Origin of the sequence: Bifidobacterium callimiconis, from assembly GCF_003952005.1 — a bacterium.
Taxonomy (GTDB): domain Bacteria; phylum Actinomycetota; class Actinomycetes; order Actinomycetales; family Bifidobacteriaceae; genus Galliscardovia; species Galliscardovia callimiconis.
The window spans coordinates 18,600-41,253 of record NZ_QXGJ01000008.1 but is presented as its reverse complement, the minus strand read 5'-3'; the positions used below and the strand labels follow the sequence as shown (position 1 = coordinate 41,253).

Here is a 22,654-nt window from a genome sequence, read left to right as displayed (position 1 = left end):
GATGGCATGTATGGGCATACCATGGGATCAGTGCATGGGTGCCGCGTTCTGACGTGGCGCCGGAGGGCGAGAGAAAGGTCTCATGGTGGCGAATTGCGTGCATTGTAATTGGGCGCTGGGCCCGAACGACAAGTTCTGCAGGCGTTGCGGTACTCCGGTGGCACCCGCGGCATCCGTTGCGCCGATCGTTGCCCAGCGCGTCTGCCCGTCGTGCGGCGCCCCCGCAAAAGGCAAGTTCTGCGGCAAGTGCGGCACGCGCATTCCCGACGTCGTTCAGACTCCTACGACTCCGGTGCAGGCGGCTCCCGCTCCGGTGGAACGCCACTGCCCGAAATGTGGTGCTCTGGTGCGCGGCAAGTTCTGTGGCAAGTGCGGCACCCCGGTCCCCGACATGACGGCTCCCGCACCGAACGTTCCGGTAACGCCCGCGCCAGCGCCGATGCCTACGCCTACGCCGGTGCAGGCGGCCCCCGTGCAGACTGCACCGACTGCTGCTCCGGACACTCCGTCGATGGATACGGCCCCGATTGCCGAACTCCGGCCTGAGCCCGTAAAGAGCGAATCCGCCAGCGAACCGAGCATTGCTGAGATGGTGCCCACACCCCCGGAGCTGTACTTCAGACAGCTACCTGATGCGACGCCGGCCGCTCACGGCGAGCGCCATGACGAGGCCGCCCAGTCCGTGAAGCCGGTGGAGTCCGAGCCGTCCGCAGCCTCGACCGCGATGGAATCCGATGCGGTGGAACAGTCTGAGACGGTGTCAGACGACGAATCGACATCGTCTGTCGAGACGACGACCGGCGAAACGGCCGGCACGACGGCGGATGCGGATGATCATCATGAGGAGATCGACGATAGCGAGATCCTTGAAGACGGCGAGATCACCGACGACGGGGAGATCGTCGACGATGGCGAGATCGCGGATTTCGATGAGATCACCGATGACGATGACGTCATCGAACCCGCGCCGGAATCCGAGACCGACTCGAAGCAGCCGGATGCGCCGGATGCTTCGACGACTGATGAGTCGGCGGATACGCCGGTGGACGAGATGACAGCCACGGAGGAACCGGAACAGCAGCGCGCCACGCCGAAGGATTTCAAAACCGAGGCCTCGGTTATTACGTCAGATACGTCAGTTATGACGACGGATGATGCGGTCGGAACCAAGACGGAGGCCGAGACGACACTGCCCGAGGAGTCGGCGCCGGCGCCGACGCTCAAGCCCGAAACGACGACCGAATCTGGGTTGGAATCCGTTGTCTCCGAGAGCGAATCAGGGATCGAGGAGTCGGCGGTCGATCGGGAATCGGTGTCCGAGGCGATTGAACCGGTGCCCGAGTCTGCCAATGAGCCGGAACCTGAGGAGTCGGAGGCTGAACCTGCAGACGAAGATGAATCCGAACCGGATGTGACGCCTACTGCGGAGCAGGAAACCCCGGTTCGTGACACCGTGCCTGCCGAATCCGCGGAGCCGGAAACGGACACGCAGGTTGCCTCCGATACGGAGGTGAGCGAGAATCCCTCTGAGCCTGAGCCTGAGCCTGAGCCTGAGCCTGAGCCTGAGCCTGAGCCTGAGCCTGAGCCTGAGCCTGAGCCTGAGCCTGAGCCTGAGCCTGAGCCTGAGCCTGAGCCCACCACTGTCGCAGAGGAACCCCGTACGCTGCCCGAGCCCGCTCCCACCGTGGAAACGCCCGTCGAATCCGCTCCCGCGGAACAGGCCACACCGGTTCAGCAGTCTACGATGCCAACGCAGCCGGTGCCGAACCAGACCGTGCCCAATCAGCCGATGCCTCCGCAGGCTCCGGCTCCCGCACCGATCCAGCCCTCCACGCCCGCACCCATGCCGCTACCGCAGAATCCCAACCCTGGCCAGCCCATGGTGCTCACCGGCCAGGTGCAGACCGAAGGCATCGCCCCCGACCCGCTCACCCCGGAGGATTTCAAGGAACTCGGCGAAGACGAGCAGTCGCAGAGCTTCAAGATCGTGAACATCGTGCTCGCCGTGCTGTCGGGACTCGCGGTCGTGGCCGCCGGCGTGCTGATCTGGCTGTCGATCGCCCACCCCACACCGGGGGCCGAGGCCGCCGACGTCACGTTCGGCACGGATGTGACAACGATTGAATCCGTGCAATTCGAACCATCGGAGGCGGCAAATCAGCCGTCCCCGAGCGTCATCTTATGATGCTATGTTGAAGCCGTATCGAGACAGGGAATCTACGCCGATTCCCGGGAAGAGCGAGGAATAGCAATGGCCATTGCCAATGTCATTCAGTTTGAAGGCGATCCCGACGCACTGGTCTGGAAAAGCCCGATCGAGGATTTCAATACCGCGTCCCAGCTGATCGTCGACCCCACTCACGAGGCGATCGTGATCATCGAAGGCCATCCCGAGGTATACGGCGAGGGCCGCCATACCATCGAGACACAGAACTACTTCGGTCTCAACGCAATCCAGCGCATGGCCACCGGCGGCGAAACCCCGTTCCCGTGCCAGGTGTACTTCGTGAACAAGGTGCACGCCATGGACATGAAGTGGGGCACCCGCGAGAAGATCGTGGTCCCCGATGTCACATACGGCATCATGCTGAACCTCGGCATCCGCGGCAGCCTGAGCTTCGTGGTCACCGATTCAAGGAAGTTCGTGGAGAAGTTCACCGGATACCGACGTGAATTCCGCCCCGAAGAGGTGATCGACAAATTCCGCGGCATCATCTCCACCGAGGTGAAGACCTCCGTCGCGCAGATGATGATCGGCGCGAACATCGACTACGTGCATCTGGCCATGTATCTCAAGGAGATCGGCCAGATCCTGATGCAGCCGCTGTCCCAGTACTTCGAGGACTACGGCATCAAGCTCGTCTTCTTCAACATGGAGACGATCCGCTCCGATGAGGACGACGTCGCTGAGATCAAGGCTGCCCTGTCGGAGGCCGCCGCCATGCGCATCAAGGCGAAGGGCGCGGCGGACTCCCGTGCCATCCAGGGCTACGACTGGGCCGCCGAAAAGAAGGCGGACATCCTCAAGGCGCTCGCCAGCAACCAGACCAACACCGTCATCGGCGGTGGCACCGGCGACATTCTCAATGGATTCGTGGGACTGGTCAACAACGGCATGGGCGTTGGCGTCGCCATGAACGGCGGCAATCCTGCGCCCCCCGCCAATCCTGCGGCCCCCGGTACGCCGACTCCCGGCATCCCCACACCCGCCGCTGCCGCCGGATCCCCGCTGGCCAATATGCTCGGCGCGCAGCCGGTCATGCCCTCCCAGCAGCCCGCCGCGCCGACCACACCCGCCACCGGCCACGTCTGCCCCAACCCGCAGTGCGGCCAGCCCGTGCAGGACGGTTGGAAGGTCTGCCCGGCATGTGGCACGTCGTTGAGCAAGCCGAAGTGCCCGAACTGCGGTCAGGAGGTTCAGGATGGTTGGAAGGTCTGCCCGGCGTGCGGTACGCCGTTGAGCAAGCCGGAGACGTGCCCGAACTGCAATCAGCCCGTGCAGGACGGCTGGAAGGTGTGCCCGGCATGCGGCACGGCATTGAACCAGCCGAAGCCGACGTGTCCGAACTGCAGTCAGGAGGTGCAGCCCGGCTGGGCCGCCTGCCCGAACTGCGGCACCAAGCTGTGACGGTCGCCCGATCGCCTTCCCCTTTCGCATCATTGACCACGCACATTCTTTTCCGTATTCCGTAACCCAATCCGAGGTGACATTGTGAAGAACATCGGCGGTAAAACCAATAACATCATCTGCATCATCGGCTTCCTGCTGTTCATCGTGTACGCGGTGGCCATCTATCTGTTCTCCGGGCTGTATACGCCCGGCGCGGTGGTCTCACTCGTGTTCGCGGTGATCGCGTTCCTGCTCACGTTCCTCATGCCGCGTTTCGCGGTGGAACGCCCCGACATCGAGGCCGTGTTCTTCGGCATCCCGATGATCGGCTTCGCCGTGTACTACTTCTTCGCCGAGATCTTCGTGAGCGTGGTGTGCATCTGGCTGCAGAAGATCATCCCGTTCAAGATCTCCCTGTTCATCCAGCTCGTGCTGCTTGTGCTGTTCCTGATCATCACGATCGTGAGCTTCACCGCCCAGCGCGCCTCCGCATCGGCCAGCGCCGAACGTCATCAGACGGCCATGACGTGGGCCGTGCAGACCGTCGACATCCAGTCGCTGATCGACGAGAACCGCATGCGCGGCGCCGATCCGAACCTGCTGCACGCGCTCGAGCATCTCAACGACACCGTGAAGTACTCCGACGCCTTCGGCCGCAACAATCCGGCCATCATGGAGGTCGAGCAGCGCATCGGCGGCAAGATGGGCGAACTGCGCGACGCATCCAGCCGCGGCGACACCGTGACCATGACCCGCGCGATCCAGGAGCTCGAGAACCTGTACATGGAGCGTCGCCGCAAGCTGATGCTCATCAAGTAGGGAGGATGACGACATGACATCCGATTCCGGCGTCAGCCGGCATGAGTGTGAGACCTGCGGCGGTCCGCTGCAGGCGGACAAGACCGGCAACGGATACGTCTGCGTCTACTGCGGCAACCATTACCAGCGGCAGTAGAACACGCGACGAAGGTGCATACGACGACGCCTCCAGGCGTCTTCGGGAGCAAGTAGAGAGAGTGACGAATGGCATCCAGCTTCAGCTACAAACAGCGCGAGTGTGAGACCTGCGGCGGTCCGCTGCAGTTCGACAAGGCCGGCAACGAATACATCTGCACCTACTGCGGCAATCATTACGAGCGGCAGGAGGAGTATGACGGCGTCTACGAGATCCGTCATACGGCCACCGAAACGCTGTCGTCGCTGGTGGAGCGTGACTTGAGCCAGGCGGAGGACGGTCTGGTCAAGTGCCGTTCGATCGACCCGACCTATCCCGGTTCGATCGTGGCGCAGCTCGCCCTGCACGTGATCTCGGCGTCGCGTACGCTCGACCAGAACGAGAAGCGCAACGCACTGTCACAGGCCATCGAGGCCTACAAGAAGCTGCCCAGCCCGTTCGACCCGCAGACGGCGGACGTGGAGGCCGACTTCTACGACAACATCGAGTCGGCCGACATCCGTTCGCTGCTCATCACCGTGTTCCGCACGTTCAAGGACACCGCACGCGTCGACTATCTCAACAAGTCGTTCGACGTGACGAACATCCACTCCGAGAAGGCCGCGAACGGCCTGATCGCGCAGGCGTTCTCGAGCGGCGACTACGCGAAGGTGGACGCGCTGCTCAAGTCGCCTGCCGGCCTTGACGCAGACCGTCTGTACGCGCTCGTGCTGAACCAGTATCCGGACACCCCGCAGAAGGTGGAGAACGTCGCCACCACGATCGGCCGCGGCGTGAATCCGTCCGATGGACGTGACGCGCTGTCCGAGTATCTGACGCAATCTCAGGATGCGCCGGCCACCAAGCTCGCCATCGCCGAACGCAGCACGGCGCGTGGCGTCGTGCCCAACGGCCGGGCCATCGCCGCGCTGATCGAGATCGCCTCCGACGAGGCGAGCGTGCTCGGCCTGCTCGGCACGCTCGGCGGGGACAAGCTGAACGACGAGGATCTGGCGGCCACCGTGCAGGCGCTGCTTACGGCTACCGATGCCGCCGTGGCGGTCAAGGGGCTGAACGCGCTGGCCAACGCCGGCTACTATCTCGAGTTCTCGCAGCAGGCGTTGCTTGCCATGCTCACCCGCACCGATCTGGACGCCGCCGCGCGTCTGTCGATCTTCACCGCCGCCAAGACGATCGGCATGAACGACCGTCGCGTGCAGAGCGTGCTGTCCGGATTCGTGTCGGCGCGCGTGCCGATCGACGACAAGCTCGCCGTGCTGGAGGGGCTGCTCGCGGCCATTCCGTCGCTCAACCCAATGTCGGTGGAGGAATACCTGATGGGATCCACCGTGGACGGCGCCGACAAGCCCAAGGTGCTGCGCGTGCTGCTCGACCATCTGCAGGCTCGCGAATCGTTGCGCATGGCCGTACGACGTTATCCCGCGTCCACGCAGGATGCGCCGCAGGTGCGTGACCACATCGTCTCCATTCTGGTTCAGGAACGGCTGCTCGACCCGAGCGGCATGTGACGGATGGGCCGAGTGACACGAAACACGATGACGAACGACGCCCGATGAATTCGATGAAGTCCGATAATGGGTTTGAAACCGGGGAAGGAAGAGTGATGTCCCATGGCGAGCGATGACGCCGCGGAACGCGCACGACTGCTGGCCGAGATCCGCAGTCTCGAACAGCGTATCTACACCGCGCAACTGGAACAGGCGCATCTGGAGGAAGAGCTCGAATATCTGGTCGAGACCATTCCGGTGCTCACCAGCGCTGCGCAAAGCATGTCGGAAGAGGTGACCTCCGATGTGGGTGTGCTCGCCAAGCACATCGAGGGCCGCAGCATCGACGCGCGTGACCTGCTGCAGCTGCTGCGCGACGTGTCGGAGAAGTACTTCACGTACAAGAACCTCTCCACCGCCACCAAGAACCTCACCCAGTTCACCGACGAGTACTACACCAAGTTCCAGTTCTTCCACGAGCTGCGCCGCATCTCGCTCGGCTGCGTGATGGCCGTGGACGGCAACCTGATCTCGCAGGAGACCACGCGCACCAAGGTGGAGAAGGCGTATCTGGCGAACACCGACTACTGGCTCGCCTACGCGGCCAGCGCCGTCATGCTGTGGTGGGCCGACGAGCCGGAGGCCGCCGACCGTGCCATGCGCCGCGCACTGCTCATCTCCGAACGCAAGAGCGCGCTGTTCTTCCTGTTCTGCAATCTCAAGTTCGGCCGTCGCGACACCGCCATGCGCTGGTACGCCTACTATCTGGGCTGCATCCGCGCCAACGACGTGGGCGAGGAGTTCCAATACCTGCTCGAGGCCCGTCTGGCCGGCGCGCTCGGCGGCGACCACGGGCTTGAGATTCGCGTGGCGGCCAAGGTGAGCGACATGCTCGACGAGATCGCCGTCTACGACATCAACTTCGACGCCAAGGTGGCGGACGACGCCCGACGGTTCATGGCCACCAAGGCGCACACCACCGATTTCGACTTCTTCTACCTGCCCGAATACTGCAAGGAGGGCTTCCCTTCCATGAAGCAGCTGCTGTCGGACGCGGAGAAGAACGAGATCGTGGCGCGCGACTATCAGAAGCTGTATCAGGAGGACGCCGACGACGACGGCGTGAAGGAACGCCTCGAGGACTCCATCTACAACCTCATCGAATCCATGGACCCCGAGGAGGAGAAGCTCTATCGTCGCATCCGCTACAACGAGCTGATCGTGGCCGCCAAGGGCGACATCCATACCGCCGACCAGGCGTTCGAGGAACGCTACCCGGAAAAGGGACCGGTCGGATTCGCCGATCTGCTGCGCAAATGGGCGTTCACCGAAGACGACGTGAACATCCTGCCGCAGACCCGCCGATTCGCCATCGAAAAACTCGCGCCCAGCATCCAGAACGGCACGCGCAAGTTCGCCGAGGACTATCGCGCCAAGGAGCAGGAACGGTATCCGATCACCGTGGACGGCTGGTCCATGTCCTGCAACGAGAACGAGCTGCCGCTCGCCAAGAAGAGCTTCCTCGAGTTCTACCGCAAGCACAGTCTGACCAACTATCTCAAGGACAAGTTCGTGCTTATCTGGCTGGGCATGATCGCCATCGGCATCGTCGGACTCGTGGTGGCCGGCGTATGGGTACGCCAGCCCGCGCTCATCGTGATCTCCATGCTGCTCGTGCTCGTCGGCGCGTTCTGCCTGTGGAGGCAACTCGACAGCGTGCGCATGAACCTGCTCAGACGCAAGAAAAAGGATCTGGAGATCATCACCAGAACACTCGAGGAAATGGGTCGGTGGCGCAAGGAGTATCGTGCCGCCGACAAGGGAACCGAAGCATTGCAGCAGGCCCTCGGCCTGTTCGCCAACTAAGAGAGGACCGGACTCATGGACAGCGAATACGCGGTACAGGAACTCAACTCCACCATCAGTGGCTTCCGTTCCTCCATCGACACGCAGATGAACCAGATCGATGCGACCACCAATCGCATCCAGGAGACGACGAACGAGATCTACCAGAGCGTCTCCGAATTCAAAGAGAACATGATCAAAAGCGAGGAGGTGCAGCTCGCCCACGAGAATCTGATCCGCATTGATCAGGTACTCAAGGAGCAGTTCGGCGACTACGCACGCATTCGCAAGACGATCATCGGCGTGGTACGCGACTTCGACATCAATCTGGTACGCAACAAGACCATCCAGGAGCTTTCCGAGGAACTGTGGCTCACCAGCTCCCGCTACTGGCTCTCCTATGCGCTCATCGCCGTCACCGCATGGGTGAACGACTACCCGGAGGTGGCCGCCAACGCCGTGGCCGAAGGCACTCGCCGTGACCGCATCAAGGCCACGCTGTTCTTCACGCTGCTCAATCTGCGCTTCGGCCGCAACGAGACCGCCCGCCGCTGGTTCACCGAATACCTGAAGACGCTCGACCCCAAGTGCATGCAGAACGAGGCCGCCGTGATGCTGCAGGCGTACCTGTCCGGCGTGTTCGGCACCGACAAGGCGCTGCAAGCCAAGGTGAACGCCACCATCGAGAAGTGGATTGGCATCATCAACGAGGACGCGGAGATCTGCCGTGAACTGGTGGGCGACTACGCCAAGTACATCGCCAACATGCAGGCGCCCGCGCAGTTCGACTTCGTGTCCATCCGACAGTTCTGCAAGAACGCGCAGCAGATCGAAGGCGTGTACCGCGACGTATCGAAGTTCGCCACATTGCAGGCGATCGTCGACAGCCTCGACGTGTCCGAGATCGAACAGCGTCCCGACAACTACAAGGCGCGCGTGGACGCCGTGCTCACCGATCTGATCACCAACTACGATCAGGACGAGGACGAGCTGCGCACCCAGCAGCAGTACTTCAACCTCGTCATCAAGAACAACGGCGTGGTCGAAGACGCGCAGAAGCAGTACGACGAGATGCTGCGGCTTAAGGGCGAAGGCTTCAACGTGGGCCGTCAGATGATCAGCTGGGTGATCTACGACGACCAGCAGAACACCGACGTGCACGTGCGCAAGTTCGCGCTCAGTCAGACCAAGACGTGGCTGATCGACGCCATGAACGCCTACTCGGACAACATCAAGCAGCGCACGCCCACCGGCTATCAGCTGGCCATCGACGGATGGGAGGGCGTGTCGAACGGCAACGATCAGACCGCCATGGAGACAAGCCTCAAGGAGTACTTCGACACCCACAAGCTCACCATGGTGTATCTGACCATTCCGAACGTGGTGGCCGCCGTGCTCGCCGTGCTGTGTGCGGGACTCGCCTTTGTGTCGCTGTACTTCCTGATCGGACTGGGACTCGGCCTGATCTTCCTGGGCGTGAGCATCTGGCGCAATCTCAAGGCGTTCCCCGAACGCGTGAAGGCCGCGCTGCAGAACCTCGCCAACACCATGCAGGAGATAGGCGCGTTCCAACACAGCTGCGCGGAGGGTCACAGCATCTGCGCGGCCACCATCGAGAAGCTCAACTTCAACTTCTGACCGACGTCCATGGCCGGCAACACTCGGCCAATGACCCCGAACGATTCGATACCCGTCTGATACCCGCGAAAGAAAGGACCATCATGGCAAAGAACCAGCCTGATACCAGCTCCGACGACCTGCTCGCCTCCCTGAACGCCAACTTCGGCGACGACCATCAGGACGCCGTACGCCAGTCCAAGAAGGACAGCCTCGCCGAAATGAGCAAGTCCCTGCCCGACTGGAGCCTCGAACCCCCGGAGACCTTCCTGTCGTGACCTCTCGCCGCCGGCTTCGCTCGTGGCTGCTGTGGTTACGACGCCTGTTCGCCCGTCTTCTCCCGTGCTCCCTCCGAGGGAGGGAGCTGGCCGCCAACGGCGGACTGAGGGAGGGCTCCAACACCGGCAACACCGGTAAGAACTCCGCCGCCGCCCCTCCACTTCCGCAGCCCCCCCGCAACTATGGCGACTGGCGACACCTTCTCGAGGACGCCGACCGTTGCCCGGCAGACCTCGCCCAGGCCCTGCGTCACGGCGACATTCCCGCCGGCGCTACCCCGCAGATCTTCGACCTGATCCGCCGCTTCTGCGAGCGCGTGATCAACCGCGAAGGCCGGCGACTGTCCCAGGCGCTCGAGGAGATTTCGGTCACCGACGCGGACGGCATCATCATGCTGTGCAGACGCTACTCGAACTCCTGCGAACGACTGCTGTTCGTCACCGACGTGCCGGGCATGCCGGAGCATGAAGGCGGCCAGCTCGTCACGCAGATCCGCGACCACGTGGCCGGCGTGCTGCACAGCGTGGCGACGGGCATCGGCAACGGGGGAGACGGGGGAGCCTCGCCGGAGGCCGACGACACGGCATACGTCATCAGACGATTGGAAAGGAGATGGATGCGCACATGAGCAACTATCGGCAGATGAAACGCGCGCTGGACGACTATATTCGCGCCGGCGTGCCGCTGGTGCTCATCCGCACCATCGAACGGCATCGTGTGGAACAGGCGCTGCGCGAACTCGCCGCCGAACGCTCGCTGAACGCCTACTGCTACACCGATGCCAAGCAGGTGCAGCACTTCGGTGCGGCGGGCGTCTCGGGCGCGGCGGGCGCGGCGGCATACGGTTCCGGTCCGTCCGACGCGGCCGCCACTCCGTCCAAGGACGTGGATTCCGACCCGATGGCGTTCATCCGCGAACGGTTCCGCCACGGCCATCATGTGATCTTCGCGCTCGCCGATACCCGTCGTCTCGGTCAGGACGGCATGTACGTGCGTGAGCTGCTCGCCGCCGCGTATCTGGCGCGTGACACCGGCAATACGCTGATCGTGGTCGCCGCCGAGGACGTGTGGCCGCGGCTGTCGCGATTCGGTCTGTTCGTCGATCTTGATTTTCCCGACTTCGGCGAGCGCCGCGATCTCATCGTCGATTTCGCGCGTCGTTTCGCGGATGACGATGGATCAGGCGCCGGTACGGATGCTGGATCGGCCGTCGCATCCCGTGCGGCTGGTCCCGTCGTGCGCTGGTCCGATCGTGATGTCGACCAGCTGGCCACGTTGTTGCGTGGCATGAGCGAGATTCAGATCGTCAATCTGCTGCGGTCGTCGTTGGTCGCGTCCAACGGACTCGGCCACGACGACATCCCGCGGCTCGCATCCAGCAAGGAGCATCTGTTCACGCCGGTGAGCAATGTGACCGCCGTATCGTATCCGCAGCAGCTCAAGGTGGCCGGTCTCAACAATCTCAAGGCGTGGCTGGACCGCAAGCGTGACGTGTTCTTTGCACCCTCCGATGTGCTTGACGAGTACTGTCTGCAGCCGCCGCGTGGCATTCTGCTCGCCGGCGTGCCCGGCTGCGGCAAGTCGTTCTCCGCGAAGATGATCGCCGCCCGGTGGGAACTGCCGTTGTTCCGTTTCGACATCGGTGCCGTCTACAACAAATACGTGGGCGAGACCGAGCGTCGCATGCAGGAGGCGCTCGACTACATCGACAACGTGGCGCCGTGCGTGCTGTGGGTCGACGAGATCGAAAAGGCGCTGTCCACCACGTCCGGCGAAAGCGACGTGGCCAACCGCGTGCTCGGCCAGTTCCTGTTCTGGCTGCAGGAGTCGCGTGCCAAGGTGTTCATGGTGGCCACGGCGAACGACATCACCCGTCTGCCGCCCGAACTGTTCCGCAAGGGGCGGTTCTCGGAGACGTTCTTCATCGATCTGCCGAACGCGGACGAGCGCGCCGAGGCGATCCGCCTGTACTCGCGACTGTGCCTGCATACGGAATTCAGCGACGACGAGATCACTCGTCTGGTGGATCGGTGCGAAGGATTCTCGTATTCCGACATCGAACAGACCATCAAGGATCTGGCCGAACAGATCGTGTTCGGCGACGGTCGGGAAGATGCGGATGATCGGCCGGAAATTCACCCCACGGCGGAGGCATTGGACGATCATTTCGCGCATACCATCCCCATCGCGCCGGACCGTATCGCGTTCATCCGCGAATGGGGTCGAACCCACGCCCAGCCGGCATCGTGACGGGTGTGCGAATCATGACGGACGGCATCACACCACGGCAATCGTGACACAGGCATTGGAAAGAATCGTGACGAGGAGGAAGACATGGCAAACGGAGACCTGAGGGCCGAGATCGCCGCACTGGAGTCGGAACTGAGCGCCATCAAGGCGGAGAATCAGCGTCTGCGCAGCGAGATCGGCGCGGCGGTGGGCGCCATCAACGGTGCCCGGAATTCGTTGAACGACACCACGAATCAGATTCGCCATACGTTGAGCGCATCCGACGGTTCGCTACAGCGCTCGCACGAGCGCGTGATCGCCGCCTATGAGATCCAGAAGGACATGGATAAGCTTTACGCCCGGCTCAAGCAGATGGAGCTGGCGAACAAGCGCATCCGCGAGTGCAACAACACGAAGTACTACGACTTCGCCGTATACCGCACGGTGCGCAAGATCGTGCAGGGCATCATGGACAACCTCGACTTCTCCATGGTCACCGAGGAGGTGATCGAGAAGGCCGTGGAACGCAAGCAGCTGGAGGAGCCCGACTACTGGCTCACCTGCACGCTCATGGCCGTGGTGGCGTGGCGTGCCGACCAGCGTGAACGCGCCCAGCGCGCACTCGAACGTGCCATGCAGCTCGACGATCGCCGTACCGCATCGTTCCTGCTCGTGTTCTACCTGCGTCTGCGCCGCGAGGACGTGGCGCTCAAATGGTTCGCGTACCTGACGGCCAAGCCGCTGTCGGGCTCGGAGAAGCCCATGGTGCTGCTGTTCTTCTCCATGCTGTCGAAGACCGTGGAGGACAAGCTGTCCGACGCCACGCGCACCAAGGTGAACGACTACATCCGCACGCTGGTCAACGACGCGATCACCGGATCCGGCAACGTGCGCGACTCGGTGATCGACGAGATCGCCGCACGGTACGGCACGTTCGTTAACGACCGATCCTTCCCGTACGATCAGATCGCCGCGCTCGTGCCCACGTATGACGGGCTGCAGCAGGCGCTGTCGCTGGCGCGCAACAACGCGAACGTGATCGACTTCATCAACGCCGTCATGAACGTGGACGACGACGTGCGCAACGAATTCCTCAAGGCGTACATCGACAAGATCGTGGCCGACCCGTGCGCAGTCGAACAGAAGGTGTACGACGAGATCGAACGCAACGAGATGATCATCCGTCTGCAGGGCGATGTGGACGCGGCGAACGAGGCGTACCGTCTGCACAAGCAGCATGACGCCGCCGAATTCGACATCGTGCACGAGATGATGGCGTGGCTGTTCTCTCCCGGCGGCAACGGCGAGGCCAACGCGCAGATGCGTCGCAACATGCTGCTTATGACACGCGAACTGCAGCAGGAGGCGGGCGACCGATACGTGGACGGGTATCGTCGCATGTTCCAGCCGGTGCAGGCGGTGAAGATCGACGACTTCGAGGCCGGTCAGGTGGATCTGAGCCAGCCGCAGGGCGTGTTCGGCCAGGTGGAGGAGTTCTACCACGGCAAGGCCGCGGCCGAGAAGGCGCAGATCAAGGACATCGTGCCGATCGTGCTCATGGTGGTGGGTGTGGTCGGCGGCGTGGCGGCGGCATTCGTCTCGCCCGCGCTGATCGCCGTGGGCGCGATCGTGGCCATCGGCGGCGTGGGCATGCTCTTGCTCAACATGAACAAGCGCAAGCGCATCGACCTTGCCTACGAGCAGCGTATCGCCTCGGTCAAGGACCGTCTGACGTCGCTGGGCGCGCAGTTCGCCAAGCTCGCCGAGGACTTCCACGAGCAGGATCTGCTCTCCGCCAAGCTGCGCGATACGCTCAACGCGCTGTGATGGTGCTGCGGCGGTGGCGGACCGGCGGACTCCTGAATTGATTTACCGAATGACGTACGCGAATTCAGTAGTCCACCAGCCCGCGCGCCGCACCCGTCCTACCACCGATTGAGCAGCGGGGCGACCTCCTCCACGTACGCGGTCAGCGCCGTGTCGATCACCTGATGCATGTCGTAGTACTGATACGTGCCCAGGCGTCCGCCGAACACCGTGTTCGGCTCGAGCTGCGCCTTGGTGCGGTACTGGTCGTAGATGCTCTTGTCCTCGTCGGTGTTGATGGGGTAGTAGGGTTCGTCGCCGCGGCGCGCGAAACGCGAATACTCCTCCCACACCACCGTCTTGCCGGGCGCATACGACTCGGCGCGCTCCGGATTGAAGTTCTTGAACTCGATCGCACGCGTGTACGGCACGTCCGCGTCGGAATAGTTCATGACCGGGCAGCCGAAATGATCGTCCTCGTCGTATCGACGCTCCTTGAAGTCCACGGTTCGCCACTTGAGCTCGCCCAGCTCGTAGTCGAAATACCGATCGATCGGGCCGGTGTACACCACGGGCACGCCCGCCTCGGCCAGCGTGCGCCTGTTGAGCGGCTGCGACTCGTCGAAGAAGTCCACGCCGAGCTTCACCTCGATGCGCGGATCGGCGATCATCCTCTCGAACCATGCGGTGTAGCCGTTCTTCGGCAGACCCTCCCACGTGTCCTTGAAATAGCGGTTGTCGTAGTTGAACCGCACGGGCAGACGACGGATGATGCTCGCCGGCAGTTCGGCGGGATCGGTCTGCCACTGCTTGGCCGTGTAGTTCTTGATGAACGCCTCGTACAACGGCTGGCCGATGAGCTTCTTGCCCTGCTCGTCGAGATTGCGCGCGATGCCGTGCGCGTGTTCGCCGGCCTGACGCTCCACCAGTGCGCGCGCCTCGGCGGGCGTGTAGTGCGCGCGGAAGAACTGGTTGATCGTGCCCAGATTGATCGGCAGCGGATAGACTTCGCCGTCATGCGTGGCGTACACGCGGTGCACGTAGTCCGTGAATTCGGTGAATCGGTTGACATACTCCCACACGCGACGGTTCGACGTGTGGAACAGGTGCGCGCCGTACTTGTGGATCTCGATGCCGGTTTCCTTGTCGAAGTACGAGTAGGCGTTGCCGCCGATGTGATCGCGCACGTCGATGATGAGTACGCGCACGCCGGCGTGTTCGGCCGCCTGCTGCGCGACGGTCAGTCCGAACAGGCCCGCGCCCACGATGACGAGATCGGCGTTTGCAGGATTGATGGTCATGGATCGGCTTCTCTTTCTCTTCTTTTACGGCCGCGTATGAGGCGGCTGGCTGCCGGACGGGTGATGTCGGCTATTCGGTCGGGCAGATGACGGGGCGGCGGGCCGGTTGGCTGCTTGGCCGGCTTGTTAGCCGGACGGCTAGCTGGTTGGTCGGATGGTTGGCCGACTATCCGTCAGAGCGTTCAGCGTTTCGACCGGACGAACGGTTGATCGCCTGATCGGGTGCAGCCCGGTCTGATGCCGTCCGCTGGCATGGTTCCGCGCATTATGTCTGCCGTACCATCGTACCGGGTGCGTTCCTCGCCGATTTCCTTAGTGTGATCACACTACGGTTTTGCGGGTTTGACGCGGGGTGCCCGCCGCGTCGGGGTGGCGTTGTCGCACGGTGTGCGCTATAGTGTGAATTCGGCTCCTACGCGGCGTCATGCCGCCCAACTCCCCCAGGGCAGGAATGCAGCAAGGGTAAGTGGTCTCTGTCGGGTGCGTAGGGGTCTTTTCTTTCTCTCGTTATTTTTCTTTTTTGTTTCCCCTTTTCTTCGAGCTTTGGCTCTGCGTTTCCGCGCCCTCATGTCGTATTCACAGCACGAAACACCCGTCGCGGATCGTGTCTGATGGGCGTTTGGCGCTGCGAATACCGAAAAACGGGCGTTTGACGCTGCGAATCGGCACCGTCGTGTCGCGTATGCACCGTGGTGTAGCGTGTTATGGTGTAACGTTTTATCAGGCGGATTTTCAACGGAATGATGCGAATCCGCGGCAATTGGACACAGCATATGCGATTCGTGAAGGAGCGAATATGGCAGAGAACCCGACGAAGATCATTCTTGATTCCGATCCCGGTCACGACGATGCGATGGCGATCCTGCTGGCGCTGGGCAATCCGAAGATTGAACTGCTTGGCGTCACCACCGTCGGCGGCAATCAGAGCCTCGACAAGGTGACCTACAACGCGCGTGCCGTGCTCGAGGCCGCGCATGCCACTGACATCCCCGTGCACGCCGGTGCCGATCGGCCGCTCGTCCGTCCGCTCAAGGTGGCCGCCGCCGTGCATGGCGACACCGGACTCGACGGCGTGGAGCTGCCCGAGCCCACCCGTCCGCTCGACCCGGGGCACGCGGTCAACTGGATCATCGACACGATCATGAACGCCGAGCCGAAGACCATCACGCTCGTGCCCACCGGTCCGCTCACCAACATCGCGCTGGCCGTGCGCATGGAGCCGCGCATCGTCGACCGTGTCAAGGAGGTCGTGCTCATGGGCGGCGGCTACCACGTGGGCAACTGCTCGCCGGTCGCCGAATTCAACGTGGCCACCGATCCCGAGGCCGCGCACATCGTGTTCAATGAGGCCTGGCCGATCACCATGGTGGGCCTCGATCTCACCCATCAGGCGCTGTGCACGCCCGAGGTGCAGTCGCGCATCGACGCGATCGGTACCGATCTGTCCAAGTTCGCCAGTGGGCTCATGGACTTCTTCCGCGAGGCATACAAGAACAATCAGGACTTCGTCGACCCGCCGGTGCACGATCCCTGCACCGTCGCCTACCTGATCGACCACGCGGTGGTGGCCACGCGCCGCTGCCCGGTCGACGTGGAGATCCACGGCGCGCTGACCACGGGCATGACCGTGGCCGATCTGCGTGGCCCCGAGCCCAGCGCCGAGGATTGCCACACCCAGGTGGCCGTGAAGCTCGACTTCGACGGCTTCTGGAACCTCATCATCGACGCCATCAAGACCATCGGCTGAAATCGTTCACGCTTCCCTCGGTCCTGTGTGTGTGACCGAGGGAAGCGTGCATCTGAGGAGCGAAGCGGCAGGGAGAAGGATCGTGACGCTGTCTAGGATGCTGAATTCTGATCGCCCCAGGCCGGAAACCTCTCGCAATTGTTACCGCTCTCACCGCCAAACCCTTGCAATCATTGGCGACACTCCGTATGTAACATCGAATTTGCATAAAATTCATCTGCGGCTTATTGTATTCGAGTTGCTTCACGAAGGCGACTTCGGAAAGACAACATGCGCCAGTAGCCCAGCGGATTAGAGCATCTGACTACGGATCAGAAGGTCGCAGGTTCGAATCCTGTCTGGCGCACATGAGGCCTCGGAAACATTAGTGTCCGAGGCCTTTCCAATTTTCAGGGGCGTTCTTGCCCTCTCCCGAATACGTCCGTTCATTTCCGTGATTTCATAGTTCGGGTCCATGCGGTTTCCGGGGTTGCGGGCCAAGTTCTGGGTTATAGGCCAAATTGGTTTTCAGTTGAGGGGTATTCGACCTAGCTTTGTTAGTGGCGTTTCCCTCCCTCAGTCACGCTGCGCGTGACAGCTCCCTCCCCCGGAGGGAGCACGAAGATAAAGAGCGTGTGCTCCCTCCGGGGGAGGGAGCTGGCCGTCGCAGACGGACTGAGGGAGGGGCCACCGAATTGCCGGCCAAAACAGACATGCATTCTGACCTATAACCTGTCGTACATTCGGTCGCGTCGTTCACGGCCCGTGGTCTTCGCGCTTCTACAATGATGCGCATGACCAATACTGATTACGATTTCTACGCAGCCGGCCCGTTCTTCAACCCCGCCGAGGTGTCCAGCATGGAACGCCTCGAGGCCGCGCTCGAATCCCATGGCAAGAAGCTGTTCAAGCCTCGCTTCGAATCCGATCTGGCGGCCATCGGCGCCAAGGCGTGCTTCGAGGCCGACGTCGAGGGCATCCGCAGCTCCAAGGCCGTGATCGCCAACCTGATCGACGACGACCCGGGCACGATGTTCGAGATCGGCTATGCGCACGGCATCGGCAAGCCCGTGTACGCCTATCTCGACGGGCTTAAGGACGGAGACGCCGTGAACATCATGATCTCCCAGTCCGTGGATGCGATCTTCACCTCCCCGGAGGATCTGTCCCACTTCCTCGAAACCGGCGAACACACGAACCCCGTACTCAAGGATTTCTGATCAATAGAGTGGAACCTCCGCATAACGGGGCTCGGACAATGGGTGTGGGCGAGCATACGCAGGCTCGGAAGGTGCCGGAGCTCGGCTCATGCCCATGAATTGCCCATAAATGCCGATCTGCCGGGCTATCTGCCGATTTGGAGGTTCATCTCGTGTTGTGCACGGGCCTAACCTCCGATTTGGAGGTCCTTCAGCAAGTAGGCCTCAACGCCTGTATGACGTAATTGCAACGATCTGGCGGTGCGATGAGACCATTTTCCCGCCGCCTGAAATGGAATCCGCGATTTCAAGGACCTCCAAATCGAAGGTTATCGCCGTGCAACGGTGCTCAAGTACCTCCATATGTTGGAATAGGTCTGATTTTTGGGTCTGCCGGATAGTTCTGCCGGTCTCATGCCGTTCCGTACCGGCATTCTGGGCCCTATTCCCGGCCGATGCGCTCGGAGCCCGTGTCGGAGGACGATGCGAACACCTCCTCCAGAGCGTCAACCGGGTGCCGTTCCAGCCAGTCGGCCGCGCGCTCGCCGAGGCGCTCGCACATGCGGAACACGGCTCGCATCTGTTTCGGGGTGATGGCGTTGACATGCACACCGGATGCCACCATGACGTTCCCCGACGCAAGCGGGGAAGCGGTTACGCCTTTCTCACCTTCCTTACTCTTTTCATTGACACCTGACTTGACACCTAACTTGGCGTCGGGCTTGGTGTCCGACCTGGTGCCCGGCGGCAGTAGCGCCGCGTGCAGCCGCAGCGCAAACGGCTCGGCGATCGCGGTCTCCTGATGCACGTGCCCCGGCCGGCTGGGCAGCGCGATGCTACGAGCCTCCCCAGCGCGATCCACCGTGACGATCACACCGTAATGCGGCACATCCCCACCTACAAGCTGCACAAGCACATCCGCCCCCTGCCGCTCGAGCAGCGCCCGCACCTGCACGCCGCATTCCTCTTTCCCAAATTCCATCATGTCTTCCATTGTCCGTCCTCCGCTAGGCGCTAAGGTGGATGCGTCAACGGTGCGATGACGCACGAAACGCGACAGCGAGCACGTGAAGCACAGGGCAATAAGCAATAAAGGAGCAAGCCGCATGAGCGAGACGAATGAGGTGAACAGTCTGCGATCGACGCTGGATCTGCTGCGATCCATGCCCGGCCAGCTGATCGAAACGGACGTGGAGGTGGACCCGGCCGCCGAACTGGCCGGCGTATACCGTTACGTGGGCGCGGGCGGCACGGTGCGACGCCCCACGCGCGAAGGTCCGGCCATGATCTTCAACACGGTGAAGGGCCATCCGGGCGCCCGCGTGGCGATCGGTCTGCTGGCGAGCCGCCGCCGCGTGGGCGCGCTGCTCGGCTGCGATCCCAAGGACCTGGGCAAGCTGCTGTGGCGGTCGGTCGACAACCCCATCCAGCCCGTGGTGGTCGATGGCCCCGCCCCCTGCCAGGAGGTGGTGTACCGCGCCAGCGACCCCGACTTCGACCTATACAAGCTCGTGCCCGCGCCCACGAACACGCCCGACGACGCCGGCCCGTACATCACGCTCGGCATGTGCTACGCCACGCATCCCGACACGGGCGTGCACGACGTGACCATCCACCGCCTGTGCATTCAGGGCCGCGACGAACTCTCGATCTTCTTCACCCCCGGCGCCCGCCACATCGGCGCCATGGCCGAGCGCGCCGAACAGCTGAGCCGGCGTCTGCCGATCTCGGTGAGCATCGGCGTGGATCCGGCCATCGAGATCGGTTCCTGCTTCGAGCCGCCGACCACGCCGCTCGGCTACGACGAGCTGTCCGTGGCCGGCGCCCTGCGCGGACACCCGGTCGAACTCACGCAGTGTCTGACCATCGATCAGCGTGCCATCGCCAACGCCGAATACGTGATCGAGGGCGAGGTGATCCCCGGCGAGCGCGTGGTGGAGGATCAGAACAGCCACACCGGCTACGCGATGCCCGAGTTCCCCGGCTACACCGGCCCGGCGTCGGATCAGTGCTGGAAGATCAAGGTGAAGGCGGTCACCACGCGTCGCGATCCGATCATGCAGACGTGCATTGGCCCGAGCGAGGAGCACGTGTCGATGGCCGGCATCCCCACTGAGGCGAGCGTCTACGGCATGATCGAGAAGGCCATGCCGGGCCGCTTGCAGAACGTGTACTGCGCGAGCGCGGGCGGCGGCAAGTTCATGGCGGTGCTGCAGTTCGTCAAGCGCGTGCCGTCGGACGAGGGCCGCCAGCGTCAGGCCGCGCTGCTGGCGTTCAGCGCGTTCAGCGAGCTCAAGCACATCTTCCTGGTGGACGAGGATGTGGACTGCTTCGACATGAGTGACGTGCTGTGGGCGATGAACACGCGTTTCCAGGGCGATGTTGACGTGGTTACGATTCCGGGCGTGCGCTGTCATCCGTTGGATCCGTCGAACGATCCGACGTGCGATCCGTCGATTCGTGATCACGGCATCGCGTGCAAGACGATCTTCGACTGCACGGTGCCGTTCGATCAGAAGGCGCGGTTCCATAGGGCCCGGTTCATGGAGCTTGATCCCACGCATTGGGTGCCGGATCTGTATGAGTGACGAACGTGACGAACAGCGCATCGTGGTGGGCGCCACGGGGGCGAGCGGCCTGCCGCTGCTCGTGCAGTGTCTACGGATCATCCGTGAGGCGGACGGTTTCCGTTCCTGCCTGATCATGAGTCATGGCGCCCGGACCACGCTCGCATGGGAGACCGGTCTGGGCGTGGATGAGGTGCGCGCGTTGGCCGACGAATGGTATGAGCCGGAGGAGATTGGCGCCGGGCCGGCAAGCGGATCGTACCGTACGGCCGGCATGATCGTCGTGCCGTGTTCCATGAAGACGTTGGCCGGCATCCACAGCGGCTATGCGGAGACGCTGCTGCTGCGCGCCGCCGACGTGACGATCAAGGAGCAGCGTCCGCTGGTGCTGTGCGCGCGGGAGAGCCCGCTCAGCCCGATTCATCTGCGCAACATGCAGGAGCTGTCGATGATTCCCGGCGTGCGCATCTGCCCGCCGATGCTGACGTTCTACGGCAACGCGTCCACGATCGAGGACATGACCTACGACGTGGCCGCGCGACTGCTCATGCCGTTCGGCATCGAAGCGCCACGCTACCACCGTTGGAATGGCCTCGGCGAGTAGTCGCCATCCTCATTACCCCGGTTTGGGTCCCGTCGGCTCTAAAGTCGTGACTATGAGTGACAAGAAGCCATCGAACCTGTATTTCGAGCCGTTGGACCCCGAGCCCGTCGACTCGTCCGCCACACAGCCGATCTCTCCGCAGTCGATTCCCCCGGCGACGTCCGGGGGAACGCCGGAGCGTTCCGGTGGCCTGTCTCCGCTCGAGGCCGCGGCCCTGGGACTGGATGGGGAGCCGTCCGGCACGTTGGCATCCCTCGCCCAGGTCGCCGATGACGCCGATGATGACGCTCCCCGCTCCCGCCGCGGCAGAAGCTCCGGCAAGGGTGGCCGACGCGGTAACGCCTCGACCCCCGCCGTGGATCCGCGCATGCCGCGAGACCGTTCCGACGACCCGCTCACCGACCGTCCCCGTACTTCCAGCGTGATCCTGTGCGTCGTGTTCGGCATCGCGCTGCTCGCCATCGCCGCCGCCGTGTACCTGGTGGGCGTGGGCACCGTGGGCGGTCAGGAATACGACAATCTTGCCGTCGACGGTTTCTCCAACGCCCTGCCCGGCTGGCTTGCGGCCCTGTGCGCGCCGCTCGCCACGTCCGTGACACTCGGCCCGCTGACGATTCCCGTCATGGCGTTCACCGATGTCGCGTTCGGCGTGGTAGCGGTCATTGTGGCCGTTTCCCGCAAGCGCTGGCGCGCGATCGTGCAGCTCGTGGCGTTCGCCGTCGTCGCGTTCGCCGCGGCCGAACTGCTCAAGCATCTGCTGCCGCGCAAGGTCTACGACGTGTCGATGATCAAGGTCGACGGCAACACCGCCCCCTCCGGACACATGACCATGGTCGTCGTGGCCGCGCTCGCTCTGCTGTGCGTCGTGCCCCGCGTCTGGCGTGCGCTGGTCGCGGTGATCGCCGCCGTATACGCATCCCTGTCTGGCATGGCGCTGCTCGTCGGCGGATGGCACCGCCCGTGCGACGTGATCATGGCGACCGCACTGGCGTCCGGACTGGCATTCCTGGCGTTGGCGTTCACCCGCGCATCGGGCATGGACGAGCCGGGCACACGCGTATCGTCCGCCAGCATTCAGATCGTGGGCACGGTGATGATCGTCGGCGGCATCATGGCCGTCGCATACGGACTGTACGTGGTCTGGCAGTTGGCCCCCGGTCTGCAGTACAGCGCCAAGTGGGCGTCGTCCGCCGCGCACGGATCGGCCGGCATACTCATCTGCGCGTCCGTGGCGCTCACGTTCGGACTTATGCTCGCCATGCGTCACATCACCGCCGCGCCGTTGTCTAAGATCGGTCTGGTGGGGGCTCCGCCCGCCCCGCCGCGCAAGCGCTGACGCCACGCGCGAATCCGCCATGCCGATGCCATGCCGAACGTCCGATTCGTCAAACCGGGCGCGGTCATGGTTATTATGCACTGTAGTTGACCA

General features: G+C 63.1%; 18 protein-coding genes, 1 tRNA gene and 1 other RNA gene. 18 read left to right on the top strand and 2 right to left on the bottom strand.

Features of this window, described 5'->3' with window-relative positions; translation table 11 throughout:
* The first annotated feature begins 82 nt into the window (after nucleotides 1–82).
* The 11 genes from D2E23_RS08255 to D2E23_RS08215 all read left to right on the top strand — a co-directional run bounded on the left by D2E23_RS08255 (nucleotide 83) and on the right by D2E23_RS08215 (nucleotide 13,849).
* Nucleotides 83–2,185 carry a double zinc ribbon domain-containing protein gene (locus D2E23_RS08255; protein ID WP_126030446.1) on the top strand — a complete coding sequence of 701 codons (2,103 nt, stop codon included), beginning with the start codon at nucleotides 83–85 and terminating at the stop codon, nucleotides 2,183–2,185.
* Between the two features lie 66 nt (nucleotides 2,186–2,251).
* Nucleotides 2,252–3,628, top strand: a complete 1,377-nt coding sequence (locus D2E23_RS08250; RefSeq protein ID WP_126030445.1) for an SPFH domain-containing protein — start codon at nucleotides 2,252–2,254, stop codon at nucleotides 3,626–3,628.
* Between the two features lie 84 nt (nucleotides 3,629–3,712).
* Nucleotides 3,713–4,429: a hypothetical protein gene (locus tag D2E23_RS08245; protein ID WP_126030444.1), complete on the top strand. Its 717-nt coding sequence runs from the start codon at nucleotides 3,713–3,715 to the stop codon at nucleotides 4,427–4,429.
* Between the two features lie 13 nt (nucleotides 4,430–4,442).
* On the top strand, nucleotides 4,443–4,565 hold the full coding sequence (locus tag D2E23_RS11955) for a hypothetical protein (protein WP_276313595.1): 123 nt from the start codon (nucleotides 4,443–4,445) through the stop codon (nucleotides 4,563–4,565).
* A gap of 68 nt (nucleotides 4,566–4,633) precedes the next feature.
* On the top strand, nucleotides 4,634–6,073 hold the full coding sequence (locus D2E23_RS08240) for a hypothetical protein (protein ID WP_126030443.1): 1,440 nt from the start codon (nucleotides 4,634–4,636) through the stop codon (nucleotides 6,071–6,073).
* Between the two features lie 102 nt (nucleotides 6,074–6,175).
* Entirely contained in the window at nucleotides 6,176–7,918 is a 1,743-nt protein-coding gene (locus tag D2E23_RS08235; RefSeq protein WP_126030442.1) for a hypothetical protein, read from the top strand.
* Nucleotides 7,919–7,933: 15 nt separating this feature from the next.
* On the top strand, nucleotides 7,934–9,535 hold the full coding sequence (locus tag D2E23_RS08230) for a hypothetical protein (protein WP_126030441.1): 1,602 nt from the start codon (nucleotides 7,934–7,936) through the stop codon (nucleotides 9,533–9,535).
* Between the two features lie 83 nt (nucleotides 9,536–9,618).
* Complete coding sequence (locus D2E23_RS11620) at nucleotides 9,619–9,792, top strand: hypothetical protein (RefSeq protein WP_164520745.1); 174 nt, start codon at nucleotides 9,619–9,621, stop codon at nucleotides 9,790–9,792.
* Nucleotides 9,789–10,421 (top strand): hypothetical protein, encoded by a 633-nt coding sequence (locus D2E23_RS08225; RefSeq protein WP_126030440.1) that lies wholly within the window; start codon nucleotides 9,789–9,791, stop codon nucleotides 10,419–10,421. The genes D2E23_RS11620 and D2E23_RS08225 overlap by 4 nt, the downstream gene beginning before the upstream one ends.
* The gene (locus D2E23_RS08220; protein ID WP_164520744.1) at nucleotides 10,418–12,043 is read left to right on the top strand and encodes an AAA family ATPase; all 1,626 of its coding nucleotides are present in this window, start codon (nucleotides 10,418–10,420) and stop codon (nucleotides 12,041–12,043) included. Before D2E23_RS08225 ends, D2E23_RS08220 begins: the two co-directional genes overlap by 4 nt.
* A gap of 84 nt (nucleotides 12,044–12,127) precedes the next feature.
* Complete coding sequence (locus tag D2E23_RS08215; protein ID WP_126030438.1) at nucleotides 12,128–13,849, top strand: hypothetical protein; 1,722 nt, start codon at nucleotides 12,128–12,130, stop codon at nucleotides 13,847–13,849.
* A gap of 98 nt (nucleotides 13,850–13,947) precedes the next feature.
* On the opposite strand, the gene glf is transcribed toward D2E23_RS08215, so the two are convergent.
* The gene (glf, locus tag D2E23_RS08210; protein ID WP_126030437.1) at nucleotides 13,948–15,129 is read right to left on the bottom strand and encodes a UDP-galactopyranose mutase; all 1,182 of its coding nucleotides are present in this window, start codon (nucleotides 15,127–15,129) and stop codon (nucleotides 13,948–13,950) included.
* Between the two features lie 404 nt (nucleotides 15,130–15,533).
* On the opposite strand from glf, the gene ffs reads away from it, so the two are divergent.
* The 4 genes from ffs (at nucleotide 15,534) to D2E23_RS08190 (ending at nucleotide 18,075) form a co-directional block, all read left to right on the top strand.
* Nucleotides 15,534–15,628: signal recognition particle sRNA small type (gene ffs, locus D2E23_RS08205), an RNA gene on the top strand.
* Nucleotides 15,629–15,925: 297 nt separating this feature from the next.
* Nucleotides 15,926–16,876, top strand: coding sequence for a uridine-preferring nucleoside hydrolase UriH (gene uriH / locus D2E23_RS08200; RefSeq protein ID WP_126030436.1), 951 nt, complete (start codon nucleotides 15,926–15,928; stop codon nucleotides 16,874–16,876).
* Nucleotides 16,877–17,148: 272 nt separating this feature from the next.
* A tRNA-Arg gene (locus D2E23_RS08195) sits at nucleotides 17,149–17,222 on the top strand.
* Nucleotides 17,223–17,649: 427 nt separating this feature from the next.
* On the top strand, nucleotides 17,650–18,075 hold the full coding sequence (locus D2E23_RS08190; RefSeq protein WP_126030435.1) for a nucleoside 2-deoxyribosyltransferase: 426 nt from the start codon (nucleotides 17,650–17,652) through the stop codon (nucleotides 18,073–18,075).
* A gap of 421 nt (nucleotides 18,076–18,496) precedes the next feature.
* On the opposite strand, the gene lpdD is transcribed toward D2E23_RS08190, so the two are convergent.
* Nucleotides 18,497–19,048, bottom strand: coding sequence for a prenylated flavin chaperone LpdD (gene lpdD, locus D2E23_RS08185; RefSeq protein ID WP_126030434.1), 552 nt, complete (start codon nucleotides 19,046–19,048; stop codon nucleotides 18,497–18,499).
* A gap of 112 nt (nucleotides 19,049–19,160) precedes the next feature.
* On the opposite strand from lpdD, the gene D2E23_RS08180 reads away from it, so the two are divergent.
* Genes D2E23_RS08180 through D2E23_RS08170 form a run of 3 tightly spaced genes read left to right on the top strand, consistent with a single transcriptional unit; the run spans nucleotide 19,161 to nucleotide 22,561 of the window.
* The gene (locus tag D2E23_RS08180; protein WP_126030433.1) at nucleotides 19,161–20,642 is read left to right on the top strand and encodes a UbiD family decarboxylase; all 1,482 of its coding nucleotides are present in this window, start codon (nucleotides 19,161–19,163) and stop codon (nucleotides 20,640–20,642) included.
* Nucleotides 20,635–21,225: a UbiX family flavin prenyltransferase gene (locus D2E23_RS08175; protein WP_126030432.1), complete on the top strand. Its 591-nt coding sequence runs from the start codon at nucleotides 20,635–20,637 to the stop codon at nucleotides 21,223–21,225. The genes D2E23_RS08180 and D2E23_RS08175 overlap by 8 nt, the downstream gene beginning before the upstream one ends.
* A 52-nt stretch (nucleotides 21,226–21,277) precedes the next feature.
* Entirely contained in the window at nucleotides 21,278–22,561 is a 1,284-nt protein-coding gene (locus tag D2E23_RS08170) for a phosphatase PAP2 family protein (RefSeq protein WP_126030431.1), read from the top strand.
* The last annotated feature ends 93 nt before the right edge of the window (nucleotides 22,562–22,654 follow it).